We start from the raw sequence: 19554 nt of genomic DNA, 5'->3' as shown, positions 1-19554 counted from the left end.
CGCAAAGGGAATTGCAATGAACAAGCACCTTTACCGGATCGTTTTCAACAAGGCGCGCGGCCTGCTCATGGTGGTGGCCGAAAATGTCAGCGCGCAGGGCAAGGCGCCGGGCAACACGCAGGCGCCAGGGCACGGTGCCGGGCAGTGCATCGCAACCTTGGGCCGCTTGCGCTTTGCCGTCATGGGCGCCCTGGGCCTGGTAAGCCTGAGTGCTGCGCCGGCCTGGGCTGCGGGCATTGTTGCCGATCCATCGGCTCCGGCCGGCCAGCGGCCGATGGTGATGGAAAGCGCCAACGGCACACCTTTGGTCAACATCCAGGCGCCCAGTGCAGCCGGTGTTTCGCACAACACCTACAACCAGTTCGATGTGGATGGCCGAGGTGCCATCCTCAATAACGCCGGGAGCAACAGCCAGACACAATTGGGCGGTTGGGTCGAAGGTAACCCGTACCTGGGCAATGGCAGCGCGCGCGTCATCCTCAACGAAGTCAACGCCAGCAACCCCAGCCAGTTGCGCGGTTATGTCGAAGTGGCCGGCAAGCGCGCCGAGGTGGTAATCGCCAACCCGGCCGGTATCACCTGCGACGGTTGCGGCTTCATCAACGCTGACCGCTCTACGCTGACCACCGGGCGTGTCCAACTGGAAAATGGCCAGATCACCGGCTACCGCGTTGAGGGCGGTACCTTGAGCATCACTGGCAAGGGCCTGGATGCCCGTGACAGCGACTACACCGACCTGATTGCACGCACCGTCGAGGTTAACGCCGGGGTGTGGGCCAGCGATCTGAAAGTCACCGCCGGGCGCAACCAGGTGAATGCAGCTAACACCCAGGCTACTGCGCTTGCAGACGACGGCAGCTCCAAGCCGGAAGTGGCAATTGATGTGGCAGCACTGGGTGGCATGTACGCCGGCAGGATCAAGCTGGTGGGCACCGAGGCCGGTGTAGGCGTGCGCAACGCCGGGCAAATCGGCGCCATGGCCGGTGACGTGGTGGTCAGCGCCGATGGTAAGCTGGTCAACCAGGGCGCGATCAGCAGTGCCAGTGCGTTGCAGGTAGCGGCTGCGGCTGTTGAAAACAGTGGCAGTGCGTATGCCAAAGGCTCGCTGGAGGTGACCAGCGCCGGTAGCGTGACAAACAGTGGCGTGCTGGCTGGCCAAGGCGATGTGAATATCCAGGCCGCCACGCTCAGCAACAGCAAGGCGTCCTTGCTGGCGGCTGGCGTCGATAGCGCGGGCAAGTCCAGTGGCAATGCCCGCCTGCAAGCCCGTGCAGAACAGATCGCGGCCCATGGCCAGGTTCATGCCAGCGGCACGCTCGACCTGCAAGGCAAAAACATCGACCTGCACGGTAGCCAGACCCAGGCCGGCGACATGCGGCTCAATGCAACTCAAGGTGACCTGGACCTGGCCGACAGCCAGATCAACAGTGCAGGCACGCTCAATGCCAGCGCCAGTGGCACCTTGCGCAGCGACAGTGCCAAGGTCAACGTGGGTAACCTGCAACTGACGGCCAGGCACATTGCCAACGTCGGTGGCGAGTTGGTGCAGACAGGTCAGGGCGTTTCCAGCCTCCAGGCCGCAGGCACGCTGGACAACCACGGCGGGCGCATCGCCAGCAATGGTCAGGACCTCACCCTGCAAGCCAGCCGCCTGAACAACCAGCAAGGCAAGGTTGAACACGCTGGCAGCGGGCAATTGAAGGTGCGTGCCGATCAGCTCGACGGCAAGGCGGGCACCTTGGCCAGTAACGGCACCTTGCAGCTGACGGCCCAGGACGCCGTGCTCGCCGAGGGGCAGACCCAGGCCCGCAAGCTGGTGCTCGACACGCGTACCCTCGACACCCGCGATGGCACGGTCATCGCCACGCAGGGCGGTACCCTCGAAGTGCGCAGTGCCCAGCACCTGGACAACCGCGGTGGCACGCTTGCCGCCGGTGGCGCGGCCAGTTTCAACGTGGGTGAGTTGCTCAACGACGACGGCACCCTCAACGCTGGCGGCGCCTTGAACATCCAGGCCCAGCGCCTGAGCAACCTGGCCGGCACCGTGGCGGCCACCCAGGCCATGCAAGTGATGGCCGGCCAGCTGGACAACAGCGGCGGGGTACTCGGCTCGGTGAATGCCGGCTTGCAGCTCACGTTGGATAACAGGCTGCTCAACCTGGGCGGGCGTCTGGAAGCGACGGGGGACATTCAGCTGAGTGCAGCGGGTGTGGATAACCGTCAAGGTGTGGTCAGTGGTCGAAACCTGTTGCTCGACAGTCGCGGTCAAAGTGTCGATAACAGCGGTGGCACCCTCGCTGCTGCTGCCACGCTCGACTTGCGCAGTGGCGAGTTGCTCAATGCCGCAGGCCTGATCCAGGCCGGTGGCCGCCTGCTGGTCGACACCGGCGACAAGGCGTTGCGCAATAGCGATTCCGGCACCACCCAGGGCATCGTCGGCCAGGGTGAAGTGCAACTGCACAGCGCACAGTTGATCAACGACCAAGGTTTCATCGCCGGCAAGGGCGACCTATTGCTGGCTGCCGAAACCTTGGTGAACCACGGCCAGATCATCGGTGAAAGCACGGTGCGTCTGACCGGCGCCCAACTGGATAACCAGACGGGCGAAGTCCAGGCACGCGGTGCGCTGACCCTCGAACAGGCCAGCACGGTCGACAACCGCAACGGCCTGTTGCGCAGCGCCGGGCAGCTCACCTTGACCACGGCGCAGCTGGACAACAGCACGAGTGGGGGCCTGGACCATGGCATTGAAGGCCAGTCGCTGCTGCTGCGCGCCGACAGCCTGGACAACCGTTCGGGCGCACTGCGCGCCGACAGCGACATCGACCTGGGCCTGAGCAATGGCCTGAACAACGATGCAGGCCTGGTTTCGGCAGGCGGCAAGCTGTTGCTGGCCGACCGTGACAGCAACGGCACGCGCCTGCGCATCGACAATGGCAGCGGTACCCTGCTGGCCGGCAGCCTGCTGTCGATGAATGCCGCCTACTTCAGCGGCAGCGGCCAGGCCTTGAGCCTGGGCGACCTTATCCTGCGCCAGCAGGGCGACCTGACCACCCGCGGGCGCCTGCAGGCCAATGGCACGCTGGACATCGCCATTGGCGGCAGCCTGAGCAACAGCGGCCAGCTGTTGGCCGGCAAAACCCTCGCGCTCAGCAGCCAGGCGCTGGATAACCAGGCCAGCGGCGAGCTGTCTGCCACTGCAGTGAATGTGCGCGTCGGTGGCCAACTGACCAACCGGGGCCTGTTCGACGGCCAGCACGTACGGCTTCAGGCCGCTACCCTCGACAACCTTGGCACCGGGCGCATTTACGGCGACCAGTTGGCCATCTCTGCCAACGCGTTGAACAACCGTGACGAGCAGGGGCGTGCGGCGGTGATCGCTGCCCGCGAGCAACTGGACATCGGCGCCCAGTCCATCGACAACCGCGAAGACGCGCTGTTGTTCAGCGCCGGCGATCTGGCCATTGGTGGTGCACTCGATGCCGACGATCATGCCACCGGCAGTGCCGCAGCGTTGCGCAATGCCAGTGCCACTGTCGAGTCGCTGGGTGACCTGCGCCTGGCAGTGGCCGCATTGCGCAACACCAACGAACATTTCAGTACCGCCCAGGTGCAGGTCAGCAGCGAGCAATTGCGCGAGTATCAGATCAGCGGCTCGCCGAACCGCTACAGGCCGGACGAGGTCAGCGTCTACAACGACGAAGTCGACCACCTGCGCACACCGACGGGTACCCGCGACAATTTCAATCGGTACGACTACACCCGTACGGTGACCGAAACCCGTATTTTGACCTCGGCGCCAGGGCAGATCCTGGCCGGTGGTAACCTGACCTTCAGCGGCGATTCGGTTTACAACGACAAGAGCCGCATCCTCGCGGGAGGCCTGTTGCAGGCCGGGGCAGCCACGGTGACCAACACCGAGGTGGATGGCCAGCGCGTAACCACGGACGCCGGTACCGCCACCAATTTCTACCGTATCCAGCGCAAGGGGCGTGATCGCCAAGGCACCAGCGTCACCGCCTATCGCCCGGCACCGTTGATCCAGGACATCGAGCTCACCCCCACCGAGTATGGCGAGCACGCCACCATCAGTGGCAGCGGCACCCAGATCAACGGGCGCGAGCAACAAGCGGTGGGCCAGCAGGTCGCGGCAGTCGGGCAAGTGGACGCCCAGGTCAGCGAGCAGCACCAGGTGGGCGCCGTGGTAGAGGTGAAACTCGAGGACGGCCAGGGCGTGGCCAACCTGGTGCGCAGCGGCGCGCCGAGCCTGGCGCTGCCGAGCAACAGCCTGTTCCAGACCAACCCTGCAGGCACCCAGGGTTACCTGATCGAGTCGGACCCGCGCTTCACCAGCTACCGTCAGTGGCTGTCGTCGGACTACATGCTCGACCGCCTGCAGGTCGACCCGGCCACCACCCAGCTGCGCCTGGGCGATGGCTTCTACGAACAGAAGCTGATCCGCGAACAGATTGCCCAGCTCACCGGGCGCCGCTTCCTCGAGGGTTATGCCAGCGACGAAACCCAGTACCGGGCGCTGATCGATAATGCAGTAACCTTGGCCAACGACTGGAACCTGGTGCCGGGCGTGGCCCTGACTGCCGGGCAAATGGCCCAACTGACCAGCGATATCGTCTGGTTGGTGCAGCGCTCGGTAACCCTGGCCAACGGCGAGACACGCCAGGTGCTGGTGCCGCAGGTGTATGTGCGGGTACGTGAAGGCGACCTTACTGGCAATGGTGCCCTGATCGCCGGCCAGCAACTCAAGCTCGACCTCAGTGGCGACCTGCTCAACAGCGGCAGCCTGGGTGGGCGCAGCGTGATGGCGCTGACCGCGCAGAACATCGACAACCTCGGTGGGCGCATCCAGGCCAACAACGTGTCGTTGCAGACCCGCGACAACCTCAATAACCTCGGCGGCCTGATCGGTGCCACCGACAGCCTGGCCATCGAAGCCGGGCAGGATATCAATGTGCGTTCGCTGACCCGCGACAGCAGCAGCGAACAAGGCAGCCGCACCAACGTGTCGCGGGTCGCCGGGTTGTTTGTCAGCGGCGCCGAGGGCACGATGCGGGTGTCGGCCGGCAACGACCTGAACCTGGCTGCAGCACAGGTGGTCAACACCGGCGCAGGGGGCGTCACCCAGCTTGAAGCCGGGCGTGACGTCAACCTGACCACGCTTGGCGAAAGCCACCAGCAGTCGCTGGTGTGGAACTCCAGCAACTGGCGCAACGAGGCCAGCCGTGGTGAGGCGGGCAGTACGGTGCAGGCAACCGGCGACCTGCGGGTCCAGGCTGGGCAGGATATCGCGGCCCGCGGCGCTACCTTGAGCAGCGAGCAGGGCATGGTGCTGGCCGACGCCGGGCGCGACCTGACACTGGCCGCATCCGAGCAGTACCAGTTCGCCGATGAGGCCCACAAGTTCAAGGGTAGTAACGGGCTGTTCTCCAGCAAGACCACCACCCTGCGTGACACTGTGAGCCAGAGCCAGGCCAGCGGCAGCACGCTCAGTGCCGAGCAGGCTTACCTGCAGGCGGGCCGCGACATCAATGTGCGCGGCAGCGATGTGGTATCCACCAGCCAGACCATGCTGGCGGCTGACCGCGATATCAATATCGAAGCCGCCAGCGAAAGCAGCAGCGAGCGCCATGACAAGGCCACCAAGAAAAGTGGCCTGTTCAGTGGTGGCGGTATCGCGGTCACGCTGGGCACCCAGGAACAGAGCGTCAAGGACCTCACCACCCGTGAGACCGCGCGTGCCAGCACCGTTGGCAGCACGGAGGGTGACATTCTGATCGACGCCGGCCGCCAGTACCGGCAGGTGGGCAGCGATGTGATGGCGCCCAAGGGCGATATCGACGTGCTGGCCCAGCAGATTGCAATCACCGAAGCCCGTGAAACCACCGACCGCACCCGTGAAACACGCTTCAAGCAGACCGGTTTCACCCTGACCATCACCAACCCGGTCATCAGTGCCATCCAGACCAGCCAGCAGATGCACGACGCCTCGAAGAAAACCGAGGATGGCCGCATGCAGGCGCTGGCGGCGGCGACCACGGCACTGGCGGTGAACAATGCCGCGACCGCCGTCGCGCAAGACCCGGGCATGGCCGGTGGCATCAACATCAGCCTGTCGCTGGGTACCAAACAGCAGCAGAGCACCACGGTGCAGCACAGCGATGCTGCTGCGGGCTCGACCATCGTCGCTGGCAACGACGTACGCCTGCACGCCAGCGGGGCGGGTAGCGACAGCGATATCACCGTGCAGGGCAGCGACATTCGTGCCGGCCGCGACGCCTCTCTGGTGGCCGATGGCGATATCAACCTGCTTGCCGCACGCAACACCAGCCAGCAGGACAGCGACAGCAAAGGCAGCAGTGCCAGCGTAGGCATAGGCTTTTCGCTGGGTGGCAGCCGCAACGGCTTTACCCTCGACCTTGGGGTAAGCGGCAACCGTGGCGAAGCCGACGGTGACACCCTGACCCACACCAACAGCCATGTGCAGGCCGGTAACACGGCCACTTTGATTTCCGGTGGCGACACCAACCTGCGCGGCGCGGTGATCAGCGGCCAGCAGGTGATCGCCGATGTGGGCGGTGACCTGAACATCGAAAGCCTGCAAGACACCGACGCCTTCAAGGTTGACGAGAGCAGCATGGGCTTTGGCCTCAGCCTGTGCATCCCGCCGTTCTGCGCGGGCGTCAGCTCGGTGTCGGTGGACGGCGCCAGCGCCAACTTTGGCGGCACCAACATGGACTCGGACTACGCCAGCGTCACCGAGCAGTCCGGCATCAAGGCCGGTGATGGCGGCTTCGATGTGCGTGTGGGCGGCAACACCGACTTGGTCGGCGCAGTCATTGCCAGCAGCGACAAGGCCGTGCAAGACGGCAACAACCGCCTGGTTACCGCCAGCCTGACCAGCAGCGACATCCGCAACAAGGCCGAATACGACGCCAGCACATTCAATATCGGAGGCGGCTGGAAGGCTGCGGGTAAAGACCAGGAAGGCCAGGTACAGACGGGCGGCAAGGTCAGCCCCGGCACCGAACTGCCAACCAACGAAGATGAACTGGGCGCCAGCCTGCCCATCGCGATCAGCGCCAGCGACAGTGCCAGCAGCGTGACCCGCAGCGGCATCAGCGGTGGCTCGATCCTGATCACCGACGAGGCCGCCCAGCGCGAGCGCACTGGCAAGGGCGCTGAACAGACGGTTGCCGAGCTGAACCGCGATGTGTCCAGCGATCGCGACAGCAGCAACGCGCTCAAGCCGATTTTCGATGAAGAGCAGATTCGTGCCGGGTTCGAGATCGTCAATGCCTTTGCCAACGAGGCCGGCACCCTGCTGGCGAACAAGGCCAAGGAAGTTGACGACAAACGCAAAGCCGCCGACGAGGCCGACGCCAAGGCGCGCTCCAGCACCGATGATGAGGTCGCGCAGGCCCTGCGTAACGAAGCCCAGAGGCTGCGCGGCCAGGCCGATGGCATTGCTGGCAACTGGGGCTCCGGTGGCACCTACCGGCAGATCACCACCGCCCTGGTGGCGGCTGCCAGCGGCAATATCAGCGCCGGCAACGGCGCCTTCCTGCAGAGCATGGTGGTCAACTACGTACAGCAGCAAGGCGCTGGCTATATCGGTGACCTGGTGGCCAACGGCACTTTGGTCGAAGGCTCGCCCCTGCATGCGGCCTTGCACGGCATCGTTGCCTGCGCCGGCGCGGCGGCCAGCAGCCAGAGCTGTGGCAGCGGCGCGGCTGGCGCGGCAGCGTCGAGCTTGCTGACCGGGTTGTTCTCCGAAGCCAGCCCGACCGAAAGCGAACGCCAACGTGAAGCCAAACGCAACCTGATCGTCAGCCTGGTCACCGGCCTTGCGGCCACCACCGGTCTGGATGCCGCGACTGCGACGGGTGCGGCTTCGGGGGCGGTGGATAACAACTGGCTGGCGACACAGCAGCTGGTGCAGGCGAAGAAGGAAGTTGATGAGGCGGACGGTTTGTTGGCCAAGATGCAGGTCGCGGCCAAGTGGGGCTTCATCAGCAAGAAGCAGGACTTGTTGACCCAGACGGGCATTGGCGTTGGCTTGGTCGAGGCTGGTTTCAGCGATATCCAGGGGATAGCGCAGTTGCTCGCCCACCCTATCGATAGCCTCAATGGCATGAAGGCCTTGGTCACCGATCGCGCAGCCCGTGAGGCATTCGGTGATCAGGTGGTCAATGAACTGAGCGACAAGATCGACCGCATGAAACTGGCCCTTGAGCAGGGCGGGGACGACCAGGCCTTGCAGCTCGGACGTGACCTGGGTGAGCTGGTCTGGCAGGTGGGCAGCATCGCTACGGGGGCGGGTGGTATCGCCAAGGGCGGCGTGAAGTTGGCCACGGTCGGCATCAAGCTGAGCACCCGCAGCCTGGAAAGCATGGCGGGTATGGGGCGTTTCGAAAAGCTCTTGGCCAAAGGGGGGCAATTCAACCCCAACGGCACGCCGATCATGGACTTCCGAGCGTTGAGCAATGCACAGAAAAGTATCGTTGGCGACCTGATGGGCGGCGAGCGCATTCAGCAGATCGTGCCCGGCGCGCAAAAAATTGGTCGGGCGCCTGACATCGGCCAGACAGGCATCGATGACTTGTACAAAGTCAACAAGCCTGATGTGGACTATCTGATTGTTGAGTACAAGTTTGGCTCTTCAACGCTCAAGCAGACCAAGGATGGTATGCAGATGAGCGATAGTTGGTTGACAGGGGCGAACACTAACTACAATCGCGTTCTGGAGTCGGTAAGCGGTGATGCGCGCGAAGCGAGAAATATCCGGCAAGCGCTGGCTGCCGGGCGCGTTGAGAAGTGGTTGGTTCATACCGACCCGTTTGGCAATGTGACCGTCGGGGTGTTGGACAAGGCGGGCAAGTACGTGGCCGACCCGACGGCTACCTCCAAGTTACTGGGGATCAAGTGATGAAAATGCGTGCACCTCTTGGCGATCCTGCCTACTGGGCGGAGTGGGTCGCTTTCGGTGAGGAATCCATCGCCCTTGGCTGGGAAACAGCCAGCAAACCTTTCGGCGACCCATCCTATGCACCGCAATATCTGTTCGAATTGGCGCAGGATCATTGGCATCAGATGTTGCGTCGCTATTCGGCGGGTCTGCCTACCCCGTCGCTGGCAAGCTACTTTCCTGGGCTGCTCGATGCCTGGGAGCGCTCTCAGGCATTAGGTGCGCAGCAGTGGACCGAAGATCAGGTATACACCCGTAATGCTTGGCGAGTTAACTATGACCATTACATTACCTGCTTCTGGGTGGTGGCGTTGGCGCTGGTATTGGAAATTCCCGACGAGCAGTGGCAGCGGTTGATCCGGTTGGTGGGCAACGAAGGTGAAGATAGTCTGCTGGATCGCGTAATAGCGACCCGTTCGCCACAGCGGTGTATTGGCGGCGAGTTGCTATACCCTAAACCCTACGGGCGGTTGCAAACTGCGATCGATGCCGAGCGCCCCCAGCAAGCCAGTCTGCTGCGTGATTTTGTTGACCATTGGTATCTCGAGCTCGGCAATGGTGCGCGGTCTGGCAAGTACAAACAGGCTGCAGCGTTCAAGCACCCCTACTGGTATCGCTATGGCGATGAGAACTTTGCTGGCGGTGCGTATTTTGGTCGCTGGTGCGTCGAGGCTGCGGTCGCGGTCAAGGTATTTGGACTGGATGATCAGCTTTGTCTCGGCCATGAACATTATCCACAGGCGCTTTTGCATGAGCAGGCAGATTTGCCATCACCACCAGTAACCGAGCGCGAAAAACGTGGGTTCTGGGCCAGATTGCTAGGCAAGTGACTGGAACCCCTGATGACTTGAGATTAGGCAGGCGCCTGGATTGCCTTCACTTGTCATCAGGCACCCGTTGATCGGCGCTGCAACGACCGGTTCGGGATGACTCGCATGCCTGCGCTGCGGTCAGCCGCAGACTATTTGGTTCTTGCCCTGCCGTTTAGCCTGGTACATTGCCGCGTCGGCCCGTGCGTACAGGCTGTCCAGTGTCATATCTTCATCCGTCAGCTCGGTCAGCCCTTGGCTCACCGTCACGCTGTACGTCTGCTCCTCATGATTGAAGCTCAAACGCTGGATCGCCCGCTGCAAACGCTCGGCAATCTGCTCCGCCGCCTGGGCATTGCAACCCGGGAACACCGCCGCAAATTCCTCACCACCAATGCGTCCGAACAAGTCGCCACGGCGTAGCACGGCCTTGCCGCTGTCGGCGATGCGTTGCAGCACCTGGTCGCCTTCCTGGTGGCCGTAGCTGTCGTTGATGCGCTTGAAATCATCGATATCCAGCAGCAGGAAGGCCAGCGGCGTACCGGCTTCGCGGGCGCTGTCGAAGGCTTGCTGGGCGCACTCGAAAAAGTGCCTGCGGTTGCTGCTCTGGGTCAGCACGTCAGTGGTGGCCAGGCGTTGCAACTCGCCTTCAAGCTGCTTCTTTTCGGTGATGTCTTCGGCGATGCCGACAATGATCACCCGGTCGCCGTCGTGCTGCTGGTTGATGTAGCACTTGTCGCTCAGCCAACGCAGCTGGCCGTCGGCATTGAGAATGCGGTATTCGCGGTCCTCCACCGAGCCCTTGAGCAGCACCTGGGCCAGGCTGCGCTCGGCGTACTCCAGGTCGTCGGGGTAGATGCTGTCGCGCCATTCGTTGTAGTCGGCCAGCACCAGGCTGACCGGGCGGCCGAAGATTCGCTCGTAGGCGGGACTTACGTACAGCACCTGGCGGGCTTCCCAGTCGAAGGCCCAGAGCACCGCATTGACGCTGTCGAGCAGTGAACTGAACAGTTGCTCGCGTTCGCTCAGGCGGGCGACTTCGCCTTGGGCGTGGAGCAAGGCCAGCAGGGTCTGGGCGGCTTCAGGAGGCGGGGTACCGGGCAGGATCGTGGGGATGTTCTTGGCCATGTGCACGAATCAGGTCTCGACTTGAAAGCGTGCGGCCAGCATCCTGCCCGCCACGCGGGCGATGTGCGGGTTGGAGTGGTGGCGAGGGGGCGAAGTTCCGAACGGCATGCCCCGAAAGGGGGCATGCCGACTAACGGCGGTCAGGCGCCGGAGGGGCGTAGGGAATAGGTTTTCAGCTGCGCTGCGAAGTCGCGCAGGGCATGAATGCCGCTGGTTTCGGCCTCGTGTACCCAGTCCTTCATGGCCGCTAGCATGTCGTGTCCGTTGGCGCTGGTACGCGCCCAGATCTGCTGCAGGGCCAGGCGTTTTTCGTAAATGGTCTTCAACGCCTGGCTGTGCGCAAGCATGGACTCGATGCGCATGTGGTGGCGGTCTTCCAGCAGGCTGGTTTCACGCGAGAGCAGGCGCTTGGCGCGGCGGAAGTGGTGACTCACCGAGGCGTCTACTCGGGCCAGCTCCTGCTTGACCAGCGGGCCGATCACCAGCTTGCGGTACTGCGCCATGATCTGGAAGCGGTTGTTGAGGATGGCCATGGCGGTGTCCATGTCCAGGCTGGCCTTGCCCGCCACCCGGTGAGCGATCGGCGCCACACGCTGCACCTTGGCCAGGCGCAACAGGCAGAACAGGCGTATCCAGGCCCAGCCCATGTCGAACTCCCAGCGCTTGACCGACAGCTTGGCCGAGTTGGGGTAGGTGTGGTGGTTGTTGTGCAGTTCTTCACCCCCGATAACGATGCCCCACGGCACCAGGTTGGTGGCTGCATCGCGGCATTCGAAGTTGCGATAGCCCAGTGCGTGGCCCAGGCCGTTGACCACGCCGGCTGCCCAGAACGGAATCCACATCATCTGCACGGCCCAGATGGTGATACCGATGGTGCCGAACAGCAGCAGGTCGATGACGGCCATCAATGCAATACCGCCCAGCTTGTAGCGCGAATAGAGGTTGCGCTCGATCCAGTCCTCCGGGCAGTTCTTGCCATAAATGCGCAGGGTTTCGGGGTTGCGCGCCTCTTCCCGGTACAGCTCGGCGCCCTTGCGCAATACCGTGCTCAGGCCCTTGTGCACCGGGCTGTGCGGGTCGTCGGGGGTTTCGCATTTGGCGTGGTGTTTGCGATGGACGGCGGTCCACTCGCGTGTGTTCTGCGCCGTGGTCAGCCACAGCCAGAAGCGGAAGAAGTGCTTGAGCGCGCCGTTGAGCTCCAGGGCCCGGTGCGCGGAGTAGCGATGCAGGTAGACCGTGACGCTGACGATGGTCACATGGGTCATCAACAGAGTGATGCCGACCAGTTGCCAGGCCGACAAGTCGAGCAGGCCGTTGTACCACATAGGTGTAAAAACCCTCGGAATGCAGGAGGAGGGGCTGATTATCCCCCGGGAGGGAAATAAAACCAGTCACCTGTTCAGATAGGAGGTCACGACATGTTTCAGCCTTTATAATGCCCCATTATTTCTGATGGGCTATTCCACCCGACATGTCTGTTTCCGTTCGCGACGCCTTGCGCATGGCTGCGCTGTATGTGGTGCTCTCGATCCTCTGGCTGGTGCTGGCCGAGGTGGTGCTGCACGGCATGACTGACGATCCCCTCGCAGTGACCGTGGGGCGGCAGATCAATGTGGTGCTGTGGGTGCTGTTCAGTGCCTTGCTGATTTACGTGTCGCGGGTGCGCCTGCTCAATTTCATCGGCCGTGGTGCCCGCTTGCGTTGCGAAGACCGTGAGCGGCTGCGTATGGCGGCTGCGGTGTTCGACAGCACACTCGAAGGGGTGTTGGTCACCGACCGCCAGGGCCTGATCGTGCACGTCAACCGCGCGTTCATGCGCATCACCGGCTACCAGCAGGATGAGGTCATCGGGCAGCGCCCGAACAAGTTCAAGTCAGGCCGCCATGGGTTACCGTTCTACGAGCAGATCTTCGCCACGCTGGCCGATAAGGGCGAGTGGAGCGGGGAAATCTGGAACCGGCGCAAAAGCGGCGAAATCTACCCGCAATGGCAGACCATTTGCGCCATTCGCGACGACGATGGTGAACTGAGCCATTACGTGGCGGTATTCAGTGATATCAGCGCAATCAAGCATTCGGAGCAGGAACTGGCCTACCTGGCCCACCACGACCCGCTGACCGGCCTGCCCAACCGGCTGCTGTTCACCGACCGCGTCGAGCAGGCTTTGGCGTCGGCCCAGGCCAACAAGCGCGGTTGTGCCCTGTTGCTGCTGGACCTGGACCACTTTCAAAGCATCAACGACGGCCTGGGCCACACCATCGGTGACCAGTTGCTGAAGCTGGTGGGCGAGCGCCTGGGTGAGGTACTGGGTGCAGGCGTGACCTTGGCGCGCCTGGGCGGCGACGAATTTGGCGTGCTGGCGGAGAACTGCCAGCAGGTCGGCCAGGCGGGCAAGCTGGCGCAGTGCATCATCGAGCGTATGCGCGAGCCGTTCCAGTTCGATGGCCATCGCCTGTTCATCAGTGTCAGTGCGGGCATCAGCCTGTTCCCCAGCGATGCGTTGAGTGCCGAACAACTGCTGCGCAATGCCGATTCGGCGCTGTTCAAAGCCAAGAGCAACGGGCGGGCGTGCTATGCACTGTATACCGAAGAGCTGACCGCCCATGCCCAGCACCGGGTCGAGACTGCCGGTGAGCTGCGCCGGGCCCTGGAGCAGGATGAGCTGCGGGTGTACTTCCAGCCGGTACATGACCTGGCTTCAGGCCGACAAGTCGGGGTCGAAACGCTGGTGCGTTGGCAGCACCCCCAGCGCGGCCTGGTGCCGCCGGGCGAGTTCATCCCGATTGCCGAGCGCACGGGGCTGATTGCCGAGATCGACACCTGGGTGCTGGGCCAGGCCTGCCGGCAAATGGTGCAATGGCAGGCCGAAGGTCGGCAGCTGGCGTTCGTGGCGGTAAACATCTCCAGCCGCCTGTTTGGCCAGCACGAGTTGTACCGGCAGGTGGCCGAAGTGCTGCACGAGACGGGCCTGGCCCCGGCCCTGCTGGAGCTCGAAGTAACCGAAAGCGCGGTGATGGAAGACCCGGAAGTGGCACTGGAGCAGTTGCACCGGTTGCGTGAGCTGGGGGTGACCTTGGCCATCGATGACTTTGGCACCGGGTATTCATCGCTGCTGCGGCTCAAGCGTTTGCCAGTGCAGAAGCTGAAAATCGACCAAGGCTTCGTGGCCGGTTTGCCGCATGATGAAGACGACATTGCGATCGTGCGGGTGATCATCGCCCTGGCCCACAGCATGGGTATGCAGGTGCATGCCGAGGGCATCGAGCAGGCCGAGCAGGCCAGCTTCCTGTTGCAGGAGCAGTGTCAGCTGGGGCAGGGCTATTGGTTCGGGCGGCCGGTGCCGGCTGGAGATCTTCGCTGGGATTGAAGGCCTCTTCGCGGGTTCACCCGCGAAGGATTCAACGCTTGTTCAAGCCTTTCGCCAAGCGGTCCCCGCCCAGCTGGATCAACGCCACCAACGCCACCAGCATGGCGATCACGGTCAGCATGATCTGGCTGTCGAAGCGCTGGTAGCCATACCGATAGGCAATATCCCCCAACCCCCCCGCACCAATCGCGCCGGCCATGGCCGAAGAATTGATCAGGGTTACCAGGGTAATGGTGAAGCCGCCGACAATGCCGGGCAGCGCCTCAGGCAAAAGCACATGCCAGACGATGTGCCAGCGTCGGCAGCCCATGGCCTGCGCAGCTTCCACCAGGCCATGGTCCACTTCGCGCAGGCTGACCTCGGCAATCCGCGCGAAGAACGGTGTGGCGGCAATGGTCAGCGGCACCACCGCCGCCCATACGCCGTAAGTAGTGCCTACCACCAGGCGGGTAAAGGGGATCAGCGCGACCATCAGGATCAGGAACGGGATCGAGCGGAACAGGTTGACGAAGGCGCCCAGCACGCGATTAAGCAGCGGTGCTTCGAAGATGCCACCCTTGTCACTGGTGACCAGCAGCACCGCCATCGGCACCCCTACCAACAGGGCGATCAGCGATGACACGCCGACCATCAGCAGGGTATCGAGCAAACCTTCCAGCAGGCGATCAAACCACATGGCCCAGTACCTCCACGTCCTCGGCCCAGCGGCGGGCGCGCTCCAGTAATTGATGCGTGTCATGCGGCGAGTGCCGCACCGACAGGATCAGCTGGCCCAAGGCATGTTCGCCAATGGTCTCCACGCCGCCCTGCAGCAGGCGCACACGCCCGCCCAGTTCGTTGAACAGGGCAGACAGTTCAGGCTCGTCCAGCACCGTCAGTTTCAACACCACGGCGGTGTCGCGGCTCGCCGGGCTGGCTTGCAGGCTGGCTTGGAGCGCGGCAGGCAGCCTGGCCTGCAGTGGCGCAAGCAAGGTGCGGGTGACCTCGTGGCGAGGCGAACCGAACACCCGCCAGACCTCGCCCTGTTCGACCACTTCACCACGTTCGAGCACCACCACCCGGTGGCAGATATCGCGGATCACGGCCATTTCGTGGGTGATCAGCACAATGGTCAGCCCCAGGCGCTGGTTGATGTCGCGCAGCAGCTCAAGGATCGAGGCCGTGGTTTCCGGGTCCAGCGCGGAGGTGGCTTCGTCGCACAGCAGAATTTCGGGGTCGTGTACCAGCGCCCGGGCAATACCGACGCGCTGCTTTTGCCCGCCGGACAGCTGCGCCGGGTAGACGTGGTGTTTTTCCTGCAGGCCAACCAGCTCCAGCAGTTCACGCACCTTGCGCTGGCGCTCGGCCTTGGCCACGCCGGCCACTTTCAATGGCAACTCGACGTTCTGCCACACGGTTTTGGCCGACATCAGGTTGAAGTGCTGGAAGATCATGCCTATGCGCCGACGCAGCGCCACCAGGTGGTCTTCGTCGAAGGGGGCAATGTCCACCTGATCAATCAGCACCCGGCCCTGGCTGGGTTGCTCCAGCCGGTTGATGGTGCGCAACAGCGATGACTTGCCGGCCCCGCTGCGGCCGATGATGCCGAAGATCTCGCCATGGCGGATGTTCAGGTCGATGCCTTGCAAGGCCGGTTGTGCCTGGCCAGGGTAGGTCTTGCCCAGGCCGATGAAGCGCACATGGGCTTCATTGACCTCCGGGCGCAGGGCCTGTTCCTTGACCGTTGGCGGCAATGGTTGGGGGGTAGGCGCCCTGAGCGCGCTGGCCTGGCTCATGTCAGCCTTCCCAGCCGGCTTGGTAGAGCTTGCCGTGGGCTTTGTCCAGCGCTGCACGCACGGCTGGCGAGTGCTGGTAGATGTCAACAAACTTGGCCAGGCGCGGGTCGTCCTTGCTCTGTGGGCGAATGACGAACTGGATCACGTATTCCTTGTTTTCCAGGCCGTCGAACAGCAATGCCGAGGTGGCATCGAAGGTGTTGGCCAAGCGGATGTAGGCCGGGTAACCCTGCACCAGGTCGGCGTCATCGTAAGCGCGGACCAGCTGAACCGCCTCGACCTGAAGGATTTTCAGCTTTTTCGGGTTGGCGACGATGTCGTCCTCGGTGGCCTTGTAACCAACGCCTGGCTTCAGGCTGATCAACCCGGCCTTGGCCAGCAGTTGCAGGCCCCGGCCGCTGTTGATCGGGTCGTTGGCAATGGCCACGCTGGCGCCTTCAGGCAGCTCGGCAAAGCTTTTGTACGCTTTCGAGTACAGGCCAACGTTGTTGATGATGCCCGGTGCGTAAGGCACCAGGTTGAAGCCGGCAGCTGCCTTGGCGTTTTCCAGGAACGGGATGTGCTGGAAGTAGTTCACGTCGATGTCGCCGCTGTTGAGGCTGACGTTGGGTGCGATCCAGTCGCTGAACTCGATGAGCTTCACTTCCAGGCCTTGCTTGTGCGCTTCTTCCACGGCGGCTTCCAGCGGGATCGCAAAGGCCGAGGTGGTGCCGATCTTCAGTGGGTCGGCTGCCAGGGCGTGGGCGGACAGGCCAAGGGTGAGGGCAATGGCCGCGACGGGCCGGAACAGTTTCTCAAGCATGGTGCGGGACTCCAGTCGAGGCAGGGGAAGGGACAAAGCGATAGGCCGAACCAGGGTGGTCGGCGGGCAAGTGCGGGTGGTCGGCCTGGAACAGCTTCTCGCGCAGGGTGCCTTCGGCGTAGGCCGTCTTGTAGCGGCCACGCTGCTGCAGTTGCGGGATGACCAGGTCGATGAAGTTTTCGAAGCTTTCCGGGGTGACGGTGCGGGTCAGGTTGAAACCGTCCAGGCCGGTTTCATCAATCCACGCGATCAACTGCTCGGCCACCTGGTCAGGTGAGCCGACCAAGGTTACGTAGCGGCCACCGAGGGCGTGCTGCTCAAGCAGACGTCGGCGGGTCCAGGCGTTGTCTTGTAACTGGCGCGTGGCGGACTGAATGGCGTTGCCCTGGCTGAAGCCGATTGGCTCGTCCAGTTCATACGCCGCAAAGTCGATGCCGGTGGATGCCGCGAAGTGCGCGACGCCGGCTTCAGGGCTTGCATGGCGCAAGTACTCGGCATGCTTGGCCTGGGCCTCTTGCTCGGTGGCTGCCACGATCACCGTGATACCCATGAACACCTTGATTGCCTGCGGGTCGCGGCCGGCGGCCTGTGCAGCGGCGCGCACCTTGTCGACCTGGGCGCGGGTGGCGGCTTTGTCCTGGCCACTGATGAACACGCATTCGGCATGGTTGCCGGCAAAGGCCAGGCCGCGCTGCGAGCTGCCGGCCTGGAACAGCACCGGCGTGCGCTGTGGCGAGGGTTCGCTCAGGTGATAGCCCTCGACGTTGTAGAACTCGCCGTGGTGGCTGACTTTGCGCACCTTGTCGGGTTGGGCGTACACGCGCTGCTGGCGGTCGGCGACTACGGCATCGTCTGCCCAGCTGCCTTCCAGCAGCTTGTACAGCACCTGCAGGTATTCGTCGGCCTGGTCGTAGCGGCGGTCATGCTCCGGTTGTTGCGCCAGGCCCATGGCCCTGGCGGCGCTGTCGAGGTAGCCGGTGACGATGTTCCAGCCCACCCGGCCATTGCTCAGGTGGTCGAGGGTGGAAAGGCGCCGGGCGAACAGGTACGGCGCCTCGTAGGTGAGGTTAGCGGTAAGGCCGAAACCCAGGTGGCGGGTAACTGCTGCCATGGCCGAAACCAGCAGCAGCGGGTCGTTGACCGGCAGCTGGATCGACTCCTTGAGGGTGACGTCCAGCGACTGACCGTAGATGTCGTAGGTGCCCACGATGTCGGCAATGAACAGCCCATCGAACAGGCCGCGTTCCAGCAGGCGTGCCAGGTTGGTCCAGTAGTCCAGGGTCTTGTACTGGGTCGAAGTGTCCCGTGGGTGGGTCCACAACCCATGGTTGATGTGCCCGATGCAGTTCATGTTGAAGGCATTGAGCAGGAGCTGCTTGGCCATCAGATGGTCCCCCGGCGTGGCGGGTTGGCATCGTTGAGGTAGTAGTTGCCGATGGCGTGGTACTTCCAGCGCACCGGGTCGTGCAGGGTGTGCACGCGGGCGTTGCGCCAGTGGCGGTCGAGGTTGTGTTCGGCCAGGGTGGCCTGGCTGCCGCCCAGCTCGAACAGGGCGGTACCGGCGGCAAGGGAAATCTCGGTGCTGATGGCCCGTGCTTCGGCCACGGCGATGGAGGCGGCGGCCACATTGTCGGCGGTGCTGTCGTCGCGGGCGCGGTCGAGGTATTCACCGGCGCGTTCCAGCAGGGCCTCGGCGGCGTGCAGGCGGATTGCCAGGTGACCGAAGCTTTTGAGGGTCAGCGGGTCGTCCGTGGTTTTGTCCAGGCCGGAGTCGACCCACGGGCGGCTGCGGGTGCGCACGAAGTGCAGGGCATCTTCGTACGCGGCACGGGCGATGCCGGTGTCGATGGCGGCATGAAGGATCTGCGCCAGCGGGCCGACCGGGGTAGGGCGCTCGAAGGCGCTCTGGAACGGCACGACGTCGGCAGCGCTGACGTACACGTTGTCGAACACCACCGAGCCACTGCCGGTGGTGCGCTGGCCGAAACCGCTCCAGTCGTCGATCACTTGCAGGCCCTGGCTGTCGGCCGGGACAAAGGCCAGCTGCTGCACGCCCTGTTCATCAACGACCGAGGTGGGAATACGCTGGGCGTAGATCGCGCCCGTAGAGTAGAACTTGCGGCCATTGATGCGGAAACCGTCACCATCACGGCTCAGGCGAGTAGTGCGCTCGTTGGCGGTCTTGGTGCCCAGTTCGGCCAGGGCGTTGCCGAAACGCTTGCCTGCCAGCACTTCGGCGTACAGGCGCTGCTGCTGCTCGGGAGTGCCATTTACCCGCAGCACTTCCAGGCCGTAGAAGTGGTTTTGCGGGATCTGCCCGAGCGAGCCGTCGGCCTGGGCGATACGGGCAATGATCTTGGCCAGGGTGACGTTGGACACGCCAGCGCCGCCGAAGGCCTTGGGTACGCTGATGGCCCACAGGCCGGAGCGGGTGAACAGCTCCAGTTCGGCGTGGGGCAGGCGGCGCTCGCGGTCGCGCAGGGCGCTGTCGCGGCGCAGTTGCTGGGCGATGTCTTCGGCGACATTCAGGGCTTCGGTATCGCTGGTGATGATATTTGTAGTCATGGTGTTCTCCGGGGGCCGCTGCGCGGCCCTTCGCGGGCTTGCCCGCTCCCACAGGTAAAGTGATGCCTGTTCAGGCAGTGGTAATCCTGTGGGAGCGGGCAAGCCCGCGAAGGGCTGCGCAGCAG

10 protein-coding genes are annotated in these 19554 nt (G+C 63.6%); 3 read left to right on the top strand and 7 right to left on the bottom strand.

Translation table 11 applies throughout. From position 1 onward, the window contains the following. The first annotated feature begins 16 nt into the window (after positions 1–16). Both APH36_RS15935 and APH36_RS15930 read left to right on the top strand, forming a co-directional pair. Entirely contained in the window at positions 17–8944 is an 8928-nt protein-coding gene (locus APH36_RS15935; protein ID WP_060499442.1) for a hemagglutinin repeat-containing protein, read from the top strand. Continuing rightward, positions 8944–9813: a PoNe immunity protein domain-containing protein gene (locus APH36_RS15930; protein ID WP_060499441.1), complete on the top strand. Its 870-nt coding sequence runs from the start codon at positions 8944–8946 to the stop codon at positions 9811–9813. Before APH36_RS15935 ends, APH36_RS15930 begins: the two co-directional genes overlap by 1 nt. A 120-nt stretch (positions 9814–9933) precedes the next feature. On the opposite strand, the gene APH36_RS15925 is transcribed toward APH36_RS15930, so the two are convergent. Next, positions 9934–10920, bottom strand: a complete 987-nt coding sequence (locus APH36_RS15925) for a sensor domain-containing diguanylate cyclase (protein ID WP_060499440.1) — start codon at positions 10918–10920, stop codon at positions 9934–9936. A gap of 140 nt (positions 10921–11060) precedes the next feature. Next, positions 11061–12245, bottom strand: coding sequence for a delta-9 fatty acid desaturase DesA (gene desA, locus APH36_RS15920; RefSeq protein ID WP_019096488.1), 1185 nt, complete (start codon positions 12243–12245; stop codon positions 11061–11063). A 146-nt stretch (positions 12246–12391) separates the two neighbouring features. Between desA and dibA the strand changes: the two genes are divergently transcribed. Further along, entirely contained in the window at positions 12392–14287 is a 1896-nt protein-coding gene (gene dibA / locus APH36_RS15915) for a phosphodiesterase DibA (RefSeq protein WP_060499439.1), read from the top strand. 31 nt (positions 14288–14318) lie between these two features. Here the strand turns inward: dibA and APH36_RS15910 are convergent, their stop codons facing one another. The 5 genes from APH36_RS15910 to APH36_RS15890 are packed head-to-tail and all read right to left on the bottom strand — an operon-like array spanning position 14319 to position 19429. After that, positions 14319–14963 (bottom strand): methionine ABC transporter permease, encoded by a 645-nt coding sequence (locus APH36_RS15910; protein ID WP_008096606.1) that lies wholly within the window; start codon positions 14961–14963, stop codon positions 14319–14321. Further along, positions 14953–16062: a methionine ABC transporter ATP-binding protein gene (locus APH36_RS15905; protein WP_060499438.1), complete on the bottom strand. Its 1110-nt coding sequence runs from the start codon at positions 16060–16062 to the stop codon at positions 14953–14955. Before APH36_RS15905 ends, APH36_RS15910 begins: the two co-directional genes overlap by 11 nt. A 1-nt stretch (position 16063) precedes the next feature. Next, positions 16064–16864, bottom strand: a complete 801-nt coding sequence (locus APH36_RS15900; protein ID WP_060499437.1) for a MetQ/NlpA family ABC transporter substrate-binding protein — start codon at positions 16862–16864, stop codon at positions 16064–16066. Next, positions 16857–18248, bottom strand: a complete 1392-nt coding sequence (locus APH36_RS15895; protein ID WP_060499436.1) for an LLM class flavin-dependent oxidoreductase — start codon at positions 18246–18248, stop codon at positions 16857–16859. Before APH36_RS15895 ends, APH36_RS15900 begins: the two co-directional genes overlap by 8 nt. Further along, entirely contained in the window at positions 18248–19429 is a 1182-nt protein-coding gene (locus tag APH36_RS15890; RefSeq protein WP_060499435.1) for an SfnB family sulfur acquisition oxidoreductase, read from the bottom strand. Before APH36_RS15890 ends, APH36_RS15895 begins: the two co-directional genes overlap by 1 nt. Positions 19430–19554: the final 125 nt, after the last annotated feature.

This window comes from Pseudomonas sp. NBRC 111133 (assembly GCF_001320605.1).
Lineage (GTDB): Bacteria > Pseudomonadota > Gammaproteobacteria > Pseudomonadales > Pseudomonadaceae > Aquipseudomonas > Aquipseudomonas monteilii.
This window is presented reverse-complemented; position numbering and strand designations above follow the sequence as displayed.